Genomic DNA, 18,951 nt, shown 5'->3' with positions numbered 1-18,951 from the left:
ATAGCTAATATAGATGATTTAAAAATAGGTATTAATCAATCGCTAGATAAAGAGTTTCCTAACATAACTATATATGGTGAAGAAATAGAGCAGGGTTTTGAGGAACCTTGCTTTTTGTTAAGATATTAAGTTCATTACAAGATAAGGAACTTAATATTAGGTATAAGAAAAATATATCTTTTGATGTTCATTATTTTTCAGATAAAGAAGATAAAAATAGTGATTATAATAATATGGCTGATAAGCTATATGAGGTGCTTGAGTATGTAACTGTAGGTAATAGCTTATATAGGGCTAATAAGATGAAACATGAGGTTATAGATGGAGTTTTACACTTTATGCTGCAATTTGATTACCATGTTTTGAAACAAATTGAAGAAGCTCCTAAAATGAATAAATTAGCACAGGAGGTTGGTTTAAAGAATGGAGAATGAAGAAGTTAAGTTTAGCAAGGAACAGATAATATCTTCTAACAAATTCACAGTTATAGAGAAAGACATATTAAAAGCTATCTTAGAAGATAAGGAGTACAGCTTAGAAGAAGTGAAGGAGTTATTAGAAGAGTTTAATGAGAAAGAGGTGGAGAGCTAATGGCTGGCGGAACTTGGGAAAAGCAAAATAAGATTAGACCTGGTGCATATATAAATTTTAGATCGAAAAAGAGTACTCAAACACCCATTGGTGAGCGAGGTATTGCCACAATGCCTTTAATATTACCTTGGGGGCCTGAAAAGCAGATTCTTACTATATATGCTGACGATGATCTATCTAAAGTATTAGGTATTAATATAGCTGATGAAAGTGCTTTATTAATTAGGGAAGTATTTAAGAAAGCTAAGACACTGCTTTTATATAGGCTTAATGAAGGAACTAAGGCTACTGCAACATTAGATACTTTAACTGTTAGTGCTAAATATACAGGAACTAAAGGAAATAACATTACTGTAACAATTCAAAATAGTATAGATATCCCAGGCAGCTTTGAAGTTGTAACAATGTTTGAAGGGAATAAGGTAGATAAACAATTAGTTAAAGCTATTAGTGGGTTAAAACCTAATAATTATGTTGAATTTAAGGGTACTGGAGATTTAAAAGCTACTGCTGGCGTAACATTAAGTGGTGGGACAGATAGCACTGTTACTAATCAAAACTATACCGACTATTTAGCAGCTATAGAACCTTATGAATTCCATACTATAGGAATACCAGTAAAAGACCCTAGTATAAAAGCAGTTGCAACCACATTTATAAAAAGATTAAAAGAAGACGGTAGACAAGTTCAGTTAGTGTTAGAAAGTTATTCGGAAGCTGATAGCGAAAATGTTATTAGCGTTAAAAATGGAGTTATCTTAGGTGATGGAACAATAATAACCTCAGATAAAGCAGTTGCATTTGTAACAGGAGCTACAGCAGGAGCAAATGTAAATCAATCTAACACCTATCTAGAATACCCAGGTGCGATTGATGTAGATAAAAAATATACAAATAGAGAAATAGAAGAAGCTCTTTTAAATGGAGAAATGTTGTTTTCTGTTAGTAATAATCGAGTAGTTATAGAACAGGATATTAACACATTTAAATCTTTTGTGACTGATAAGGGAAAAGACTATAGGAAAAATAGAGTAGTGAGGACTTTATTTGAAGTAAACAATGGAACTAGGCTGCTATGGGAAACTAATTACATTGGCAAAGGTGATAACGGAGTAGATGGTAGAAATCTATTTAAAAAAGATGTTATTAAGTTCTTAGAAAAATTACAGGGAATTGGAGCGCTTGAAAATGTTGTTCCAGAAGATGTTTCTGTTGAAAAAGGACAAGATAAGGATTCAGTGGTAGCAACAATAGAAGTACAACCTATAGATGCTATGGAAAAATTGTACATGACCGTGGAGGTGAGATAGAATGGGATTTCTTAAAGCTGGAGATGTAATAAGCGGACAAGAAGCTAGAGCATATATAACTATAGATGGAAGAAATGAAGAACTTTTTTATGCTAAAAAACTTGAATCAACTGTAAAAAAGAAAAAGAAGCAGATAAGAACATTAGGTAAAAGAGGAGATCAGAATAAAGCTGCAGGATGGAGTGGCGAAGGTAAACTAACTATCTACTATGTTACATCTTTATTTAGAGAAATTATGTTAAAGTACATGAAGGATGGTATTGATACGTACTTCGATATAAGTGTTACAAATGAAGATCCAACAAGTTCAGTAGGACCACAAACTATTGTGTTAAAAGATGTAAACTTAGATGAATGCCCTATGGCCATGTTTGATATTGAGAGTGAGGCTTTAGAAGAAGATATAGGCTTTACGTTTGATGATGTAGATATATTAAATAAATTTAAAAAACCAGTATTGGGTTAAGAGGAGGAGTTAAGGCATGAATAATTTTGAGGATTTTTTAATGGATAATTTTGAGGAAGCTGCAGAGATAGAAAGGGAAATAACCATAGGTGGTAAGGTTAAAAAGATGAAATTTAAACCTATAGGAGCAACTACAGGAGATGATCTTAGAAAGAAATGTAGAAAGGTTACTATTCTTAAAGGGCAAAAAATATCTGAAACAGATCAGGATAAGTATTTAGCAAATTTAATCATAGAGACTACAACTTATCCGGATTTAAAAAATGCAGAGCTACAAGGTGCATGGGGTGTTATCGGAGCCGAGGAATTATTAAAAGCTATGAAGTCTAAAATGCTTGATGGAGAGTATAGTGAGTGGTCCAGCATTGTAAGTGAAGTAAATGGATACGATAAAGGATTACAGGAGCTAGTAGAAGAAGCAAAAAACTAATTGAGGGGGGCGACGGTGAGGCTAATTATGCCCACTATGCCCTCCATAGATTAAAGATTAGACCAGCAGTGTTAGCTGGTAAATCTCCGTTAGATCCAATAGATAGAAGAGAAAAAGCTTTTATATATGCTTCTATAGATTTACATGTAAAAAGTGAAAAAAAGAATATAGATAAAGCTAAGAAAGGCAAGAAAAGATAATATTGAATAATATTCCGTTATTTGCTAATATCAAGTTAGTGAATGGGGGGGAGTGTAATGAGAAAAAAAGCAAATATATTTTTAATTCTTAGTATTTTAACAGGAGGATATCTATTATATGGTATATACAATGTAATTAAACATATTTCTACTTATAAAATATTAGACTATGTGATTGTTGTTATTCTATATGCACTGATTATAAAGTTAGAAATGTTCTTTTTTAAAAAATATAAATTTCATAGCAGTTCAGAAGTCGCGGAAAAAGAAAATAAAGAAGAGAATAGTCATGCATTGCCAAATTTTAAATCACAGAAAAAAATAGGGTGGTTAATACCAGTTTTTATTATATGTATTCTAGGGCTTGCAGTAGCATATACGGCTAAAAATGAGGATAAATTAGGAGCAATGCAAGGCGGCACTATTATGAAAACAGCAAGTATAACCAAAGAGCAAGAAAATGAAGTGATTACCATATTAAAAGAATGTGGGATAAATAAAATACAAAAAATCGAACATGATAGTAGTTTAGATGGAATTAATATTGAAGGTGAAAAAGGATATAGGTTAAAAGCAGAAAATATAGATAATATAATACTATATATTACAAAAGATAGTAAAGTTAATATGGTAAGATGGGCTGATAATTCTTTATATGAAAATGGGAAAGTAATTTCTAAAATTACAGACTTTACTCTTTCTAATAAAGAAGTAAGTGATTTACAAGTTAAATGCCAAAATGCTGTTAAATCAGTTTTAAAATCACCATCTACTGCAAAATTCCCTAATATATTGGAATGGAAGTTCGCGAAAAATAAAGAAAAAATAATAGTACAATCATATGTTGACTCGCAGAATTCATTTGGAGCAGAGGTAAGAAGTGAATTTCGAATAACACTATCACCTGATGGAAATAGTGTTAAGTCATTTATATTAGGTGGAGAGGAATATATAAAATAGATAAAGTTAAAAGCACTTACATAATGTAGGTGTTTTTTATTATGCACGAAAGGAGGTAAACTATGCCGACAGTAACAGCAAGCTTGAAAATGTTTGATATGATGACTAGGCCACTTCAACAGGTTACACAGGCCCTAAATTTAGCTATAGGCGCTATGGACAATTTAAGCAATTCAGCAAATAGGGATATAAAAGTAACTAATAGCTTAAATGCAGCAAGAGCAGCAGCACAAAGAGCTGGGGCAGCATTAGAAGAATTAGCTAATGAGCAAAATAGAGCTACAAATAGTCAAGAAAGATTAAACAATTCTTTTAATAGAGGTGCTAGTGCATCTGATGGGTTACTTAATAAGGTTAAAGGTTTAGTTAGTGCTTACTTAGGGTTCCAAGCACTTAAAACCGGAATAAATGCAACAGATAATTATACTAATCAAAATTCAAGACTTGCACTAATAAATGATGGACTTCAAACTCAAGAGCAGCTTCAGCAAAAGATTTATCAAGCGTCACAGCGTTCACGTGGAGCATACGGAGAAACAGTTTCAACCGTTGCAAAACTTGGATTACTTGCAAAGGACGCTTTCAAAAGTAACAGCGAGACAATAGCTTTTGCTGAACTTATGAATAAATCATTCAAGATATCTGGCGCTAGTGTTTCAGAGGCAACAAATGGAATGTACCAGCTTACGCAAGCTATGGCATCTGGTCGATTACAGGGCGATGAGTTTAGAAGTGTAATGGAAAATGCACCAATGCTAGCACAAGCTATTGCAAAATACTCAGGTAAATCTATGGGGGAACTTCGCAAAATGTCCTCTAAAGGTGAAATAACTGCAAATATCATTAAAAATTCACTGTTTAGTGCGGCAGATGATATAAATAAGAAGTTTGAAACCATGCCCTATACATTTGAAACAGCATGGACTAGAATTAAAAACCAAACAGTTGCGACTTTCTCAGGAATAATGCAGAAAGTGAATGCTTTTTTAAACAGTAATAATGGAGCGATATTTATAAATAATATAATAAATTCCATTGCAATTCTTTCAGGGGTAATAGGTTTGACAATTGACGGCATTATAGCAGTTTCAACATTTTTTAATAATAACTGGACCATGATATCTCCTATTATTTGGGGAATTATAGGTGCGTTAGCTATATACAAAGGAATAATGCTTGCGAGTGCTATTGCGACAGGAATATCTTCACTGGCAAATTCCTTATATGCAGTAGGCGCATATAAAGCATGTGCATCGTTAGCTGCAACAGAATTAGCTATATATGGGAAAATATCAGCACAAACTCTTGAAGCTATGGCAACTGCTTCAGCAACAGCTGCCCAATGGGGGTTAAATGCTGCAATATTAGCATGTCCAATAACATGGATCATTTTAGCGATTATTGCGCTAATTGTAGTATTATATATAGCAGTTGCAGCAGTTAATCACTTTGCGGGTACTTCGATAAGTGCGACAGGTATTATTGCAGGTGTGTTTGCCTTTCTTGGAGCCAGCATATATAACATAGTTGCTTATATGTGGAATATATTTGCGGCATACGTTGAGTTTCTATCAAATGTTTTTAATAATCCGGTTTATTCTATTAAAAAGCTATTTGCAAATTTAGCAGTAAACGTGATTGATATGTGCATCGCTATGACAAAAGGCTTCGATTCCTTTGCAACTAATCTAGCCAATGCAATGATTGATGGTATAAATTTAGCGTTACAGGCTTGGAATTCATTTGTTGATGCATTAAATAGTTTTGGAGGTCTTGGTGATAAATTAGGACTTGGTAAGGCAGGAACCATAGGGCATACAACCTCTATAACAAGTTCAATGGAGAGTGCAAAAGCAAATATCAATTCTTGGGTCGGGGAAGCTCCTTCAGGATATGTTTCAGTTCCTCGTATGGATATGATGGATATGGGTAATGCTTGGAATACCGGATATAATTGGGGAAAAGGTTTAGGAGGAAAATTTGATGTATCAAATATTTTAGGGAACAATGGTACCCCTAAAGATTTAAGTAACTTTGGAAACTTTTCAGATTTGGGTAATTTTGGCGATGGCTCTGATGGCGGTGGTGGATTAGATGATGGATCTAAAAAGCATCTTAAAAATATTGATGATAAGATAGATGTTAGTAATGAGCACTTAGAAATGCTTAGAGACTTAGCCGAAATGGAGAGTATACAAAACTTCGTTACATTAACTCCTACCGTGCAAGTTACTACAGGAGATATAAGAGAAGAAGCCGACATTAATAAAATAATAGCGCATATAGAGAATTACATGGAGGGTGAATTAAAAAGTAGCGCAGAAGGAGTGTATGCTGGTGTATAAGATGTATCTAGGTATAAATAGTGGAGAAGAAGGATTTAACCTTCCTGTACTACCGGAAAAAATAGAGCTTAATGAGAACGGAAACAATAAAACTTATGATGTTATAAATCTAGGTGAAATAAATATAATTAACTTGCCTAAGTTGACAGAAATATCATTTGAAAGTTTCTTTCCTAAGAATAGAGGTCCATATGTAAGTTCGGAACAATTATTTGAACCGAGCTTTTATCTTTCTAAAATTAGAGAGTGGAGAGAGAAAAAACAGAAGATAAGGTTTATATTTGTAGGAAGTCCCTTAGAGGTTAACGATTTATTTACTATAGAGAATTTTAAATGTAGAGAAGAAGGCGGAGAAGTTGGAGACATTTATTATTCTATAGAACTTAAAAGATATCGGAGCTATGCGGCTAAAAAGGTAACAATAGTTCAGTCGCAAGCTACTAAAACAGACTCAAATGTGGTGGTTATAAAAAACACTACTACACCCAGAGCAGTTACTACAGAAACGCCAAAAGCACACACTGTAACTGAAGGGGACACTCTTTGGTATATATCTAAAAAGTACTTAAGGGATGGAAATAGGTATATGGAAATTGCAAAACTAAATAATATTAAAAATCCAGACACTATTTCCAATGGACAAGTGTTAAAAATTCCAGGTGGTGATATAGGTTGATACAATTATTGTTAGATAATAAAAATGGTAATGTATTTGATATATCTGAATTAATTACAGAAGTTACATGGAAAACTAAAAGAAGTGGTAAGGCATCTAGCTTAGAGTTTGAGTTTTTAAAAGATTCGAATGTAAATATAAGTAATGGTGATGTTATTAGCTTCAAAGTAGATAGCAATAATGTCTTTTATGGCTATATATTTGAAAATAGTGGGAGTAAAGAACCTACCATAAAAGTAACAGCCTACGACCAGATAAGATACCTTTTATATAATGATACTTATGTATTTACTAACAAAAAAGCTTCTCAAATAATAGCTCAGATAGCGAAGGATATAAATTTAAGGATAGGTGCTATAGAGGATACAGGCTTTGTTATACAACAGTTATTAGAAGATGATAAAAAACTTTTAGATATAATGTACAGTGCCCTAGAAAAGACATTATTAAGCACAGGACAAACCTATACTCTTTATGATGATTTTGGATCTTTGACACTTAAGAATATAAACAACATGAGGCAAAGCATAGCAATTAGCGATGATAGTAACTTAGGTGATTATGATTGGAAAAATAGCATTGATTCTGAAACATATAATAGAGTCAAAATCGTTAGAGATAATAAAGACACTAAGGGCAGAGACGTTTATATAGAACAGGATAGCAGCTCTATTGCTAAGTGGGGAAGGCTGCAGTACTTCTATAAGGCGGATGAAAAAATGAATAAGGCACAAATACAAGAGATGTGCAAGGCCACTTTAAAACTTAAAAACAGAGAAAATAAGACATTGAAGTTAAAAGATGTAATTAGCACAGATGTTGCTGAAGATTTAAAGTTAAGAGCAGGAGCAGGAGTATATGTGGATATAAAAGAAAAAGGTATTAATCAGTATTATCTTATAGAAGAAGCTACACACAAGTTTTCTAAGGGCAATCTTATAATGGATTTTGATTTAAAGGTGGTGTAAGTTATGGGGATAATAGATATTATAAAAAAAGCTGGTCTTGATGCAGTTGGTGCTAGCAATCCTGTTGGAATATCCTTTGGAGAAGTGCTCAACGTAGAAGATTTACAAATTAGAATAGATCAAAAACAAATACTTTCTAAACAATTTTTTATTATTCCTGAAAGTTTAACCAAGTATGAGATAGACCTAACACATATTCATAGTATTCCTAATGGTTCAACTGGTACTGCGCTAGGAAAGTTAGTAATAAGAGAAGGGTTAAAAATAGGAGATAAGGTATTACTTTTAAGAGTTCAAGGTGGACAACAATATGTAATACTGGACAAGGTGGTTTAAGTATGAATGAGATTAACATACTACCTCAAGGTGCTATCATAGTAGCGAACTTAGAAGTTAAAGAACAAGTGGTACAACCTACAAGGACATATAAGGTAAAAGATGGTAGGATAGCAGGGTTTATAGATGAAATTGAGGCTTTAAAACAATCTATAGAGCTTATTTTATGCATAGAGAGATATGAGTATCTTATATACAGTTGGAATTATGGAAGTGAGTTAAAAGGACTTATAGCTAAGGATAAAGATATAGCAGAAAGTGAATTTAAGAGGAGAGTAAGAGAAGCCCTGTCTCAAGACGATAGAATAAAAGATGTAGATAATTTTATATTTAAATATGAAAAAGATAGTGTTTTAGTAGAATTCACTATCTTTTCTATTTACGGAGATTTTTCTATGGAAAGGAGGTATAGTTGATGTTTGAACAAAATACAGAAGAAGCTATCCTTAAAAGAATGATGGATAGAGTGCCCAATGATTTAGACAAAAGAGAAGGTTCTATAATATATAATGCATTGGCTCCAGCAGCAATGGAAGTAGCTAGAATGTATTCTGATATGGATAGGTTTTTAATTTATACTTTTGCAAGCCCAGATATGCCATCAGCATTTTTAGACCTAAGAGTTGCTGAGGAAGGATTAAAAAGAGAACCGGCAACCTACTCCATAAAAAAAGGTTACTTTTATAACCAAGACAATAAATTAATAGATGTTCCTATGGGAGCTAGATTCTCCATAGAGGACTTTAACTTTAAGGCTATAGAAAAAATCTCTGCAGGTATTTATAAAATGCAATGTGAAAACTTAGGAATTTCTAGTAACTCTATAATCGGATCACTAATACCAATTGAATATGTAGAAGGGCTATCTACTGCTACTTTAGGAGAACTTTTAATACCAGGAGAAGAGGAAGAAAGTAATGAAAGTCTTTATGCTAGATATGTAGAGCATTTAAACGAAAAGCCTTATGGTGGAAATGTTGCTGATTATAAAATGAAAACTAAATCTATAGAAGGTGTTGGAGCAGTTAAAGTATTCCCTATATGGAACGGTGGCGGCACTGTAAAAATAGTATTTTTAGATAGTTCCTTTAATGTTCCTACAACAGATTTAATAGGCACAATACAAACTACTTTAGACCCAATAATAAACCAAGGGAAAGGTTTAGGCATAGCTCCAGTGGGTCATGTAGTTACTGTAAAAAGTGCTACTAATATAGAAATAACTATTAAGGCAACATTAAGTTTAAAAACAGGTTTAACAGTAGGACAAGTACAAGGTGAAGTAGAGAATGTAATTAAAGAGTATTTTTTAAAGTTAAGAAAAGAGTGGCAGGATAATGACACTACTATAGTTAGAGTAAGTCAGATTGAAGCTAGAATATTGGATATAGAAGGAATTGCAGATATGTTTCATACTAGCATTAATGATAAAGAAGAAAATCTTACTCTAGGTCATGAAGAAGTTCCAATATTTAAGGCGGTGGTGTTAAGTGTATAAAAAGCTTATAGAATTTCTTCCACCAGAGATTGCAGAAATCGAAGAATTTAAACAGATTACTTCTACTGAAGATGTTGAGCTAGAGCTATTGGAACAGGGCCAGCAAAGAATCCTATATGAAAACTTTATTGATACTGCTACAGAATATGGAGTAAAGTATCTAGAAAGTTTATTTAAAATAAGAGCAGATGCTTCTAGTGAAAGTCTAGAAATGAGAAAACTAAGGCTTAAAAATAGAAAAATGGATAAGATGCCAACAACTCATAGAGCATTAGAGCAGAAGTTAAGAACTCTATTTGGTGAAGGGAACTATAAAGTCAATGTAGATAGTAATAAATATACTCTAAATGTTGAAGTTAACACATTTGATTGGAATATGTTTTATGAGATAGTAGATAACTTTAGATACATTATTCCATGTAATATGATTTTGCAATCAACATTGGCACAAATAATAAACACTAATGTATATGTTGGCGCCTGTATGACTGCAGGAGAAGAAGTTACGGTGTATCCATGGAGTCCTAAGGACATAACATCCAGAGGTAGAGCTGATATAGCTATGGGAAGCAATACAGGAGTAGAAAGTATAACAATATATCCTAAAAGGGAGGGATAATCTTGGCAGAACAATTTTACACGATTTTAACTAAGATAGGTAAAGCAAAAATAGCAAATGCTAGTGCTCTTGGAACAAAAGTAAACTTTTTTAAGTTCCAGGTTGGAGACGGTGGAGGTAGCTACTACAATCCAACAGAAGACCAAGCAGCTCTTAAAAATAAAGTATGGGAAGGAAATATTAATTCGGTAGCAGTAGATAAAGATAATCCTAATTGGATAGTTATAGAGGTATTATTACCTAGCAATGTTGGCGGCTTTATGATTAGGGAAGCTGCTATTTTAGATGATGAAAATAACGTAATAGCAATTTCAAAATACCCAGAAACTTACAAGCCTGTTGCTGCAGAAGGAAGTTCTAAGGACCTGCTTATAAGAACTATATTAGAGGTAAGTAATACTTCAAGTGTTACATTGAAAGTAGATCCAACAGTGATAATAGCAACTAAAAAGGACATTGAGGTTTTAGATAATAAAATTGCAAGTATAAACATACCAGTTAAAAGCGTTAACACCAAAACGGGCGACATAGTATTAAATGCAGCAGATATAAAAATGGCCAATGGCAAGACAATTGAGGAAAGAATTACGTCGCATGAGGCTGATAACGCGAAGAAGATACCACATTTAGGGACAACTACAAATAGTGGGGATGCTTACAGTATAACAACAACAGAAACGATTAATGCTAATCAGAAATTTACTATAAAATTCAATGCAGTAAGTACATCTACACCAACATTAAAAATTAATTCTGGTACAGCTTATACGGTTAAAAAAGCTAACGGAAATAATGCTAAATTATATGCAAGTGTATATACGTTGTTTTGGGATGGCTCAAATTTTATCCAATTGGGTGAAGGGGGTGAGTACGGAACAGCAACAGCTTCTCAAGTATTAGCACCAAACACAATAGGAACAGAAACAGGAATTGTAGTTGGAACAATGCCTAATAATGGTGCAGTAGCTTTAACACCGAGTTTTACAGCAACAGTACCTATACCTGCAGGTTATCATAATGGTAGTGGTTATGTGAATATGGCAGATAAAACTACAATAAAAAGTGTTCAATCTGGTGTATATCGTCCTACTACCTATGGAACGTTTAATATACCAATTTCTCCTGTCAGTGACATTACAAAATGTATGGTATTTCTACCAACGTATGGTTATAGTTCATATTATGGTCAACAATATTCTACTTCTGTTAGAGCTACTTTAACTTCTACAACAAATTTACAACTAAAAATTGGTTATAACAATATTCCTAATGTAGCTTGGGAAGTCGTAGAATTCGTATAATATCAAGGGGGTGTCTATATGATAAAACAAGTTCAACGTGGCATTGCTACAACTATTACTAATGGTTATGTTGATACAACTATTTCTGCTGTTTCAAGTATCTCTAAATGCATAGTTTCTACTCCTGGTTTAGAGAGTGCTACAACTGGTACTGGTTATGATTGTAACTGTTGTGCCTATTTAACATCTACTACAAATTTAAGATTGTGGTGTAATACAGCTACGGCAGGCATTCCTATAAATTGGGAAGTAGCTGAATTTTATTAAAGGAGATTGTTTGTATTATGAAGAGAATTTTAACTCTAGATGATAATAAAAAGGTTATTAGTTTAAAGTTCGTTGGTGACGATTATGTTTTGCAACCTAACGATTTGGAGACTAATGAAGGTGATATTGGACAAATAATGCAGGAAGATGGAACGCTTATAGCTCCTCCACAAGTTGTTCCTGAACCTGAAGCTACCCTTGAAGATAAAATTAACTATCTTTATTATAAAACTATGGGGGTAATATAGTATGATTGATGATTTAGTAAGATTAATCAAGTTAGGCATCATTAATATTGATAGTATTAAAAATGTTGATATTAAAGCACAAGTACAAGAAAAACTTACAACACAATAGAAAGATTATACGTATATATTTATATTTATTGATGTGTATTGATGTATATAAAAATGACAAATAAACCTTTATGATATATAATCATTTCAAAAGAGGTGGTTAAAATGGATAATAGAATTACTGTTACTCATAGAGGGACAAAAGAAAGTATTAGCAAAAAACAAAATGAGATGCTTTTAAGAGCTAACTATCCGACTACTGATAATATATTTATGAGGTATATTGAAGATAGAAATAGAGTAGTTTGGGTTTCAATGGGGCGTCCAAGCATTTTGAATATGATATGGTCTGGAATGGTTGGAAAAAGAAATGAGGCTTGTATTATTTTTAAAATAGATAAGTCAAGGCTCAGAAGGCCTAATGGAATATGTAAATGGATGTACGGTACATGGCTCTTCGGCAAAGCTCAAATGGTGATAGATGGTGATGTGATTATACCAGAAGATGCAGAATTTAAATATAAAAATTTGTAAAGCAAAATAAAGATCTATTATAGGTCTTTTATTTTTGTTTATTTTTATTAGAAAGTAAGTGTAAAATGCCAGTATCAAATAATATAAAAAATAGGTAAACCTTTTATTTCGGAGGATATTAAAATACAAGAATATAAAGATTCAGTAAAAGTAATACTTAATCCATCTCAGACTGCTACACAATAGAAAAATAAGAGGATATACTAGGAGATTGTCGAATTCTTATATTAACATTTTAATATAGGAAGGAGAAGAAAATATGGGGAAAATTCAACAAAGCACTGCTGAACTAGAGCAACATCTGATAGATAATATATACTTCCTAGAAAGCTCAGCTAAAGCTTTTGATGAGGGATATTTAGGTGAAGCTAAAAGAATGGCTACTGCAATTAGAGTTTTATTACATGATACAAAGAATTCTGTTTCATTGTTAACACAACTTTCAATGAAGAAAAAAATGTATTATCTGGATACGGCTTGGGATTATAACCCTAAAAATTTACTTCCTCATATGGGATTAATACAAATGAGGATAGTAGTTGGTGATAAACCAGAATACCGCGCTCCTTTGGATGATATTCCAGATGAAAAAAAGAGAGTTCCTAAAAAAATATTTGATACGTGGTGGGAGAAAATAGTTTTTACTGATGGTAAAAAGAGTAGAATGACAAGAAAAGATTTAGTACTTTGCATTGTAAATCAAGATGGAGGAGCACATGTAGACCCTAAACTAAATGAAGTATATGCAAATTTAACCAGAAACAATTCATTAGGATGGCAATATAGAAAAAATGGTATGGAATTTGATGTAGATAGCAATCCAGCATATCATTCAATACGTCAGATTTCATATGAGTTATTGGAGACTTTAAAGGATTCATTTCCGCAGTACTTTAAAAAGTAAATCAGTTTTGCTAAGAGCCTAATTATTTTGGCTCTTTTTTCGTGATAGAAAAATTATACATCATAATTTTGGGTTGCTATTATGGAAAACGTTAATATTTATTAGTATACATAAGAAAAAACTAAAATAATGTATACTAATTGAGACTAACTAAATTATAATTATTTATATAAATTATAGTTTAGGAGGAGATTAAATGGATACTACTTCGGGTAAAGGACTTACTAAAGAACAAAAGTTATGGTATGAGTTTAAAGAAGAAATACTTTATAGAAACAGATTTATGGTAAATCATATAGTACTTGATTATATAAAAGAATGTGCTTATAAAAGCTGCAAGGTTATCAAAGAAGGTAGTATTCTATATAGGGCAAGGATATATAATGGAAGTGAAAATTTTATTAAGTATCTTGGCAATAATTTTAATAATCATGAGCTAAGTTTAGAAGAACAATTAGATATATCACGTAATAGAGCTGATATTAGTTTAAGGGAAGAATCGGGTTTTTGGGGCTATGATCATAAAGATTCATATGTTCCGTCTGATAACAATTTGATAAAGGATGGTAGGGCGAATCCTGCATTTATCAAGTATCTGTATACAGCTGAGAATTTATATACAGCCCTTGCTGAAGTTAGACCTTATATGAACAATAAGGTAAGTATAGCTAAAATAAGAGTTGATGAACCATTAAATATTGTCGATTTTTCATTTGAATCATTATTAAGCTTTAATGGAGTAGAACGTAAGCTAATGAGCTTAATTATGTTGGAATTTTCGACTCCATCAGATTCTGATAAAAAAGATTATATCGCAACTCAATATGTTTCAGAATTTATTAAGACATTGAAGTTTGACGGGATAAGATTTAGTAGTTCTCTTCATGAGAGTGGAAGAAATATAACAATATTTAATTATGATAAATGTCATCCAGTAGGCTCTGAGCTTTATGAAGTAAGAAATATCATTTATCATATAGAAAAAATCGTACCTATAAAATAAAAAACTTTTATGAGGGTTTGGTTAGTCCAAGCTCTTTTTATTTTGTGAAAAAGGAGGTGTAACGTGGAAGGTAAAGTATTAGACCTAGCAATGCAACAAGGTATATGGGCTGTGCTCTTTGTGTCACTACTTTTCTTTGTATTAAATGAAAATAGTAAAAGAGAATCAAAATATCAGGATATAATAGCTAACCTTACAGAGAAATTTGAATGCATAGAGCAAGGGCTTAATTGCATCAAAGATGATGTGAAAGAGGTTAAAGATAAAATATTTAAATAAAATGGGAGATGATCTTATGAGCAAATTTGCAATAGACCCTGGACATGGATGTTATTCAGATACAGGAGCAGAAGAATATTTAAATGAACAAAATTGTGCTTTAGATATAGCGAATAGAGTTATATCTAAATTGCAGTCTCTAGGACATACAGCATACAATGTAAGACCTTCTAGTGCCTCAAGCGTCACGAATTCACTGCAGCAGAGATGTGATAATGCAGTTAATGCAGACTATTTAGTTTCTATACACTTGAATGCAGGTGGTGGAAAAGGTTCAGAAGTATTTGCAATGAGTGCTGCAGGAAACACTTTAGCTTCAAATGTATTGAAATGTCTAGTATCACTAGGCTTTGTAAATCGTGATGTAAAAGATGGTAGTAGCCTTTATGTAATAAATCATAGTAAGCCTGTAGCAATTCTTATAGAAGTATGTTTTGTAGATACTCAAAGTGATGCAGATTTATACAATAAATTAGGTGCTGAATCAGTAGCTAATGCTATAGTTCAAGGACTCACTGGACAAATAGTGCAGGCGGATAATAGTAATTCTGACTTTATAAGATCTGTACAACATGACTTGCAAAGAGTCAGTTGCCTAGCTGCTGGTGAAGTTAATGCAGATGGAGTATTAGGACCTAAGACTAAAGCAGCAATAAAACAATTTAGATATGTGGTAGGGTTACCAGATGGTGAAAATATAGACTCTCAGCTTATAGATGCGCTGAACGCAATTACTAAAATGACTACTATAGGAGTAGGATGGTCAGCCAATATAGTTGCGACTAGGTTTATACAATGGTTCATAGGTATTAATTCTAAGAATGGTGTGTTTGATGCTAATACAACGGCAAAGGTTAAAGAATGGCAGAAGAAAGAAGGAATCTGGGGTGATCCTGATGGTGCGATAAGACAGAAAGATTGGAGTAAGATTTTAAAATAGGAGATGATAACATATGAAAGAACTACTACAAATTAAAAAGATTATAGCGCTATTACTTACTTATAGTATTTTGTTACTTAAGCGCTATTAAGTATGTAAGTACTACTGAATTTTTAAGCGTATTTACAATGATCATAGGTTTTTATTTTGGACAAAGCTCTATAAGACAAACACTAAAGGAGCAGAATAATATTCAAGAGAAATAATTTTGCCCTAGGTCGAAAGCCTAGAGATTTTTATTTTATTTGTTTATTAGATAAATTAATGTATACGTTTTAAAAAATGTCATATATTATTATGATCATGAATATAAATGGACAATTTGTAAACATTTGTGATAAAATAGATTTGTAAATTAATAGAATTCTTAATTTTATTAATAATTCAATTATATGCTAATAGGAGGACAAAAATGGGGGGGAATTATTCAGCTATGCTTGATGATCTTTATAAAATAGCAGGCATTGGTTCATTTTTATTTGTAGCATATCAAGCAGGTATGTTTAAAAAGGATTACAGAATAAAAAACGAAAGGGCAGAGAGGGAGAAGGCAATAGAACTATCAAGGTTCTACCAACAAGAAATTATTAATAAAATAACATATATATGGTACGTGTTCAAAGATTGCGGAATTGAGGAATTGATAGGAAACTTAAAGCATACAGATTTAAGAGAATTTGATAACCAAGAACTTAGTGAGTTGTTAGATAAAGACAAACAAAAACAAATTGGTTATAAGTTAAAGAATATAGATGTGAAAATATTAGTAGTGAATAGCCAACTTTTACGTCATAAATCTTATGATGAATGTTGGAGTGATTTATCAAAAGTTAATATAGGATTAAAAGAAACCTATAATGAAGCAGCGGCTGGCCGTGAAGGAGAAGATAAAAATAAAAAACATTATAAATATTGTGAGAATAAATATAGAGTACAACTAAATGCTATTATAAACGATGTACTAAACCAGTTAGAATATTTTTGTATGAACTTTAATAGTGGTATAGCTGATGAAGGAACTGTTTACCAGTCCTTGCATCAAACATTCTTTAAGATTGTAAGGCTATTATATTTTAAGATAGCAGAGCTTAATATTAGCGGAAAGGACAAATATTACACTAACATAATTAAATTACACAATATTTGGTCTAAGAGGTATTTATCGCAGACTGAAAAAGAGATGACATTAAAAAGAAAAATTACATATGAGAAAGACTGCATAAAAAGATAAGCCTATATATTTTTATATAGGCTTATCTTAATCACTTGAGATTTCTTTTTTTATATTACTATTCATTCTTAGCATTTTTATCTTCAACCTCTGATGAATCATCTTCACAAAATGGGCCCCACATTATTTACAACCCCTCTCGAAACTAAATTTTATGAGTATATAATAACACTGCAGGATGATAATGTCAATCGTAGTTACTTAAAGGTAATTTTATATAATTACCTTTATTTTGTAATTTTTGGCACACCATAGTAGATTTCCTGCAATTATTTTAATCTCAATGGAAGATAGGCTATTCTTTGAAAAGATAAGGAAGTATAAATGGAACAAAATAATACCACTTGAAGTTATGATGCTTATAATTCCAACAGTTTTAGCGAATAGGCATAACATATAAATTCCAAAAACCATGAGAAATGAACTTTCAATTATTCTCCTGATACTTTGTTCTTTAGTAGGTATAATTTTATATCTACTGAACACTTTGCTCCCTCCATTCTTTAAATTGTAATTTAAGAGTTACGTCTTAATTCAAATGTTTATTTTTCACAAAGTCTTCTATTTTCTTCTTTTAAGAACAGATATTAGTTCGTTTGTTTCTCCTTCAAGTCTGTTTATTGCAACACAAGATACTAATTCCTAGCCTTGTTCCCCAAGTTCATTAAGTTTAAAGTTAAGGTCCTCAATTTTTAATGAATTGTCAAAAAAACCTCCACTTTTAACAGTTTTAATACTTGTATATTCCCATCTGTCCAACTTAATACCCTCCTTTAGTTAAACACTCTACCTCAATAAATTATTGAATATGATTTTATGTATTAATACAATTATGAAGTTTTTACCAATGAAAATAAAGGAATTTTATTAAAGGAAAAGAGCCTGTATCCACTTAAGATGCAGGCTCTTCTATTTTATTAATTACACTTATCAAGAAAGTGTGTAAAAAGCTATTATTATATGAAGCAATTTTAAAAACAAATCTATGAGAATTGCTACTAGGATCATTCTCTATTCTTTCATAATGATTTATTAATTTCACTATTATTAATTACTCCTTTCATATTTAGTAAGAATATATTTTTGAATTCCTGACAATAATCATAATAACTATCATTTGACGTCAAAAATACGTCAAAAATAATATTCTAAAATATACAAACTTTATCTAATATGAAAATTAAAAAAGTGGCTTAAAATCTTTATTTGAGCATATTAATATACTTTTAATCTAGTATTAAATTACAAAATAAGATATTGAGACAAGATCCAGATGTAATAATGGTTGGTGAAATTAGGGATGAGGAAACAGCGCAGATTGCTATTAGAGCAGCAGTAACGGGGCATTTAGTTATAAGCACACTGCATACTAATGACGCAGCAGAATCTATATTAAGGCTTAAAGATATGGGAATACAATCATATTTTATTGAGGAAGCTTTAAAAGCTGTCATATCTCAGAGACTCATTAGAAAAATATGCCCTTACTGCAAAAAGTCTTATAATGCTTCAGATAATGAAATTAAAGACCTAAAGCTTTTGCCATCTTATAAGTTATATAAGGGTGCAGGATGTTGGAAATGTAACTATACAGGCTATAAGGGAAGAACTGTAGTATATGAAATAATGGATATTAATAAATTGAAAAACATTAAAATCAAATATAAAAAATCTGTAGAGGATATTAGAAATTTGAATATTAATGGCGGTATGATTTCTATGAGAGAACATTGTGTTGATCTTATAAAAAGTGGAGTGACTACTTATGAAGAATTTATAAGAATAAATCTATAATTA

General features: G+C 31.8%; 24 protein-coding genes and 2 pseudogenes. 25 read left to right on the top strand and 1 reads right to left on the bottom strand.

Annotated features, from left to right (window positions below; translation table 11 throughout):
* The 24 genes and pseudogenes from RCG18_RS00875 (at position 1) to RCG18_RS00760 (ending at position 17,154) form a co-directional block, all read left to right on the top strand.
* A pseudogene (locus RCG18_RS00875) lies at positions 1–434 on the top strand (DUF6838 family protein).
* Complete coding sequence (locus tag RCG18_RS00870; RefSeq protein ID WP_308039562.1) at positions 424–591, top strand: hypothetical protein; 168 nt, start codon at positions 424–426, stop codon at positions 589–591. Before RCG18_RS00875 ends, RCG18_RS00870 begins: the two are co-directional and overlap by 11 nt.
* Positions 591–1,901: a phage tail sheath family protein gene (locus tag RCG18_RS00865; RefSeq protein ID WP_308039561.1), complete on the top strand. Its 1,311-nt coding sequence runs from the start codon at positions 591–593 to the stop codon at positions 1,899–1,901. Before RCG18_RS00870 ends, RCG18_RS00865 begins: the two co-directional genes overlap by 1 nt.
* A 1-nt stretch (position 1,902) precedes the next feature.
* Positions 1,903–2,367 carry a phage tail tube protein gene (locus RCG18_RS00860; RefSeq protein ID WP_308039560.1) on the top strand — a complete coding sequence of 155 codons (465 nt, stop codon included), beginning with the start codon at positions 1,903–1,905 and terminating at the stop codon, positions 2,365–2,367.
* Positions 2,368–2,383: 16 nt separating this feature from the next.
* Entirely contained in the window at positions 2,384–2,797 is a 414-nt protein-coding gene (locus tag RCG18_RS00855) for a hypothetical protein (protein WP_308039559.1), read from the top strand.
* A 68-nt stretch (positions 2,798–2,865) separates the two neighbouring features.
* On the top strand, positions 2,866–2,997 hold the full coding sequence (locus RCG18_RS00850; RefSeq protein WP_308039558.1) for a hypothetical protein: 132 nt from the start codon (positions 2,866–2,868) through the stop codon (positions 2,995–2,997).
* Between the two features lie 57 nt (positions 2,998–3,054).
* On the top strand, positions 3,055–3,957 hold the full coding sequence (locus RCG18_RS00845; RefSeq protein ID WP_308039557.1) for a hypothetical protein: 903 nt from the start codon (positions 3,055–3,057) through the stop codon (positions 3,955–3,957).
* Between the two features lie 62 nt (positions 3,958–4,019).
* Positions 4,020–6,302, top strand: a complete 2,283-nt coding sequence (locus tag RCG18_RS00840) for a tape measure protein (protein WP_308039556.1) — start codon at positions 4,020–4,022, stop codon at positions 6,300–6,302.
* Complete coding sequence (locus RCG18_RS00835) at positions 6,295–6,978, top strand: LysM peptidoglycan-binding domain-containing protein (RefSeq protein WP_308041937.1); 684 nt, start codon at positions 6,295–6,297, stop codon at positions 6,976–6,978. Before RCG18_RS00840 ends, RCG18_RS00835 begins: the two co-directional genes overlap by 8 nt.
* A complete protein-coding gene (locus tag RCG18_RS00830; RefSeq protein WP_308039555.1) occupies positions 6,975–7,946 on the top strand; it encodes a hypothetical protein in 972 nt (323 codons plus the stop codon). The genes RCG18_RS00835 and RCG18_RS00830 overlap by 4 nt, the downstream gene beginning before the upstream one ends.
* A gap of 3 nt (positions 7,947–7,949) precedes the next feature.
* Entirely contained in the window at positions 7,950–8,282 is a 333-nt protein-coding gene (locus RCG18_RS00825) for a DUF2577 domain-containing protein (RefSeq protein ID WP_308039553.1), read from the top strand.
* Positions 8,283–8,284: 2 nt separating this feature from the next.
* Positions 8,285–8,698, top strand: a complete 414-nt coding sequence (locus RCG18_RS00820; protein ID WP_308039552.1) for a DUF2634 domain-containing protein — start codon at positions 8,285–8,287, stop codon at positions 8,696–8,698.
* Complete coding sequence (locus RCG18_RS00815) at positions 8,698–9,780, top strand: baseplate J/gp47 family protein (protein WP_308039550.1); 1,083 nt, start codon at positions 8,698–8,700, stop codon at positions 9,778–9,780. Before RCG18_RS00820 ends, RCG18_RS00815 begins: the two co-directional genes overlap by 1 nt.
* Positions 9,773–10,399, top strand: a complete 627-nt coding sequence (locus tag RCG18_RS00810; protein ID WP_308039549.1) for a putative phage tail protein — start codon at positions 9,773–9,775, stop codon at positions 10,397–10,399. Before RCG18_RS00815 ends, RCG18_RS00810 begins: the two co-directional genes overlap by 8 nt.
* A 2-nt stretch (positions 10,400–10,401) precedes the next feature.
* Positions 10,402–11,700, top strand: coding sequence for a phage tail protein (locus RCG18_RS00805; RefSeq protein ID WP_308039547.1), 1,299 nt, complete (start codon positions 10,402–10,404; stop codon positions 11,698–11,700).
* A gap of 18 nt (positions 11,701–11,718) precedes the next feature.
* Positions 11,719–11,967, top strand: a complete 249-nt coding sequence (locus tag RCG18_RS00800; protein ID WP_308039546.1) for a hypothetical protein — start codon at positions 11,719–11,721, stop codon at positions 11,965–11,967.
* 17 nt (positions 11,968–11,984) lie between these two features.
* Positions 11,985–12,215 (top strand): hypothetical protein, encoded by a 231-nt coding sequence (locus RCG18_RS00795; RefSeq protein WP_308039545.1) that lies wholly within the window; start codon positions 11,985–11,987, stop codon positions 12,213–12,215.
* 213 nt (positions 12,216–12,428) lie between these two features.
* A complete protein-coding gene (locus tag RCG18_RS00790; RefSeq protein ID WP_308039544.1) occupies positions 12,429–12,797 on the top strand; it encodes a hypothetical protein in 369 nt (122 codons plus the stop codon).
* 259 nt (positions 12,798–13,056) lie between these two features.
* The gene (locus tag RCG18_RS00785) at positions 13,057–13,701 is read left to right on the top strand and encodes a hypothetical protein (protein ID WP_308039543.1); all 645 of its coding nucleotides are present in this window, start codon (positions 13,057–13,059) and stop codon (positions 13,699–13,701) included.
* Positions 13,702–13,897: 196 nt separating this feature from the next.
* Positions 13,898–14,704 (top strand): RES family NAD+ phosphorylase, encoded by an 807-nt coding sequence (locus RCG18_RS00780; RefSeq protein WP_308039542.1) that lies wholly within the window; start codon positions 13,898–13,900, stop codon positions 14,702–14,704.
* Positions 14,705–14,767: 63 nt separating this feature from the next.
* Positions 14,768–14,983, top strand: coding sequence for a BhlA/UviB family holin-like peptide (locus RCG18_RS00775; protein WP_308039541.1), 216 nt, complete (start codon positions 14,768–14,770; stop codon positions 14,981–14,983).
* A gap of 16 nt (positions 14,984–14,999) precedes the next feature.
* Positions 15,000–15,923, top strand: a complete 924-nt coding sequence (locus tag RCG18_RS00770; protein ID WP_308039540.1) for an N-acetylmuramoyl-L-alanine amidase — start codon at positions 15,000–15,002, stop codon at positions 15,921–15,923.
* Between the two features lie 13 nt (positions 15,924–15,936).
* A pseudogene (locus RCG18_RS00765) lies at positions 15,937–16,129 on the top strand (hypothetical protein).
* A 206-nt stretch (positions 16,130–16,335) separates the two neighbouring features.
* Positions 16,336–17,154 carry a DUF4760 domain-containing protein gene (locus RCG18_RS00760; RefSeq protein WP_308039539.1) on the top strand — a complete coding sequence of 273 codons (819 nt, stop codon included), beginning with the start codon at positions 16,336–16,338 and terminating at the stop codon, positions 17,152–17,154.
* An 892-nt stretch (positions 17,155–18,046) separates the two neighbouring features.
* On the opposite strand, the gene RCG18_RS00755 is transcribed toward RCG18_RS00760, so the two are convergent.
* Positions 18,047–18,196: a hypothetical protein gene (locus RCG18_RS00755; RefSeq protein WP_308039538.1), complete on the bottom strand. Its 150-nt coding sequence runs from the start codon at positions 18,194–18,196 to the stop codon at positions 18,047–18,049.
* A gap of 215 nt (positions 18,197–18,411) precedes the next feature.
* Here RCG18_RS00755 and RCG18_RS00750 point away from each other — a divergent pair, with 215 nt between their 5' ends.
* Positions 18,412–18,948, top strand: coding sequence for an ATPase, T2SS/T4P/T4SS family (locus RCG18_RS00750; RefSeq protein ID WP_308039537.1), 537 nt, complete (start codon positions 18,412–18,414; stop codon positions 18,946–18,948).
* Positions 18,949–18,951 lie beyond the last annotated feature (3 nt).

The organism is Clostridium sp. OS1-26 (assembly GCF_030915445.1).
In the GTDB taxonomy this organism is placed as follows: Bacteria; Bacillota; Clostridia; order Clostridiales; family Clostridiaceae; genus Clostridium_AM.
The sequence above is the reverse complement of the archived record's forward strand: the minus strand, read 5'-3'. Positions and strand labels throughout refer to the sequence as shown.

Bases quoted from the DNA above. Each gene is read 5' to 3' on its own strand.
- RCG18_RS00870 (WP_308039562.1), top strand. From the start codon at position 424: ATGGAGAATGAAGAAGTTAAGTTTAGCAAGGAACAGATAATATCTTCT.
- RCG18_RS00865 (WP_308039561.1), top strand. From the start codon at position 591: ATGGCTGGCGGAACTTGGGAAAAGCAAAATAAGATTAGACCTGGTGCA.
- RCG18_RS00860 (WP_308039560.1), top strand. From the start codon at position 1,903: ATGGGATTTCTTAAAGCTGGAGATGTAATAAGCGGACAAGAAGCTAGA.
- RCG18_RS00855 (WP_308039559.1), top strand. From the start codon at position 2,384: ATGAATAATTTTGAGGATTTTTTAATGGATAATTTTGAGGAAGCTGCA.
- RCG18_RS00845 (WP_308039557.1), top strand. From the start codon at position 3,055: ATGAGAAAAAAAGCAAATATATTTTTAATTCTTAGTATTTTAACAGGA.
- RCG18_RS00840 (WP_308039556.1), top strand. From the start codon at position 4,020: ATGCCGACAGTAACAGCAAGCTTGAAAATGTTTGATATGATGACTAGG.
- RCG18_RS00825 (WP_308039553.1), top strand. From the start codon at position 7,950: ATGGGGATAATAGATATTATAAAAAAAGCTGGTCTTGATGCAGTTGGT.
- RCG18_RS00820 (WP_308039552.1), top strand. From the start codon at position 8,285: ATGAATGAGATTAACATACTACCTCAAGGTGCTATCATAGTAGCGAAC.
- RCG18_RS00815 (WP_308039550.1), top strand. From the start codon at position 8,698: ATGTTTGAACAAAATACAGAAGAAGCTATCCTTAAAAGAATGATGGAT.
- RCG18_RS00800 (WP_308039546.1), top strand. From the start codon at position 11,719: ATGATAAAACAAGTTCAACGTGGCATTGCTACAACTATTACTAATGGT.
- RCG18_RS00795 (WP_308039545.1), top strand. From the start codon at position 11,985: ATGAAGAGAATTTTAACTCTAGATGATAATAAAAAGGTTATTAGTTTA.
- RCG18_RS00790 (WP_308039544.1), top strand. From the start codon at position 12,429: ATGGATAATAGAATTACTGTTACTCATAGAGGGACAAAAGAAAGTATT.
- RCG18_RS00785 (WP_308039543.1), top strand. From the start codon at position 13,057: ATGGGGAAAATTCAACAAAGCACTGCTGAACTAGAGCAACATCTGATA.
- RCG18_RS00780 (WP_308039542.1), top strand. From the start codon at position 13,898: ATGGATACTACTTCGGGTAAAGGACTTACTAAAGAACAAAAGTTATGG.
- RCG18_RS00770 (WP_308039540.1), top strand. From the start codon at position 15,000: ATGAGCAAATTTGCAATAGACCCTGGACATGGATGTTATTCAGATACA.
- RCG18_RS00760 (WP_308039539.1), top strand. From the start codon at position 16,336: ATGGGGGGGAATTATTCAGCTATGCTTGATGATCTTTATAAAATAGCA.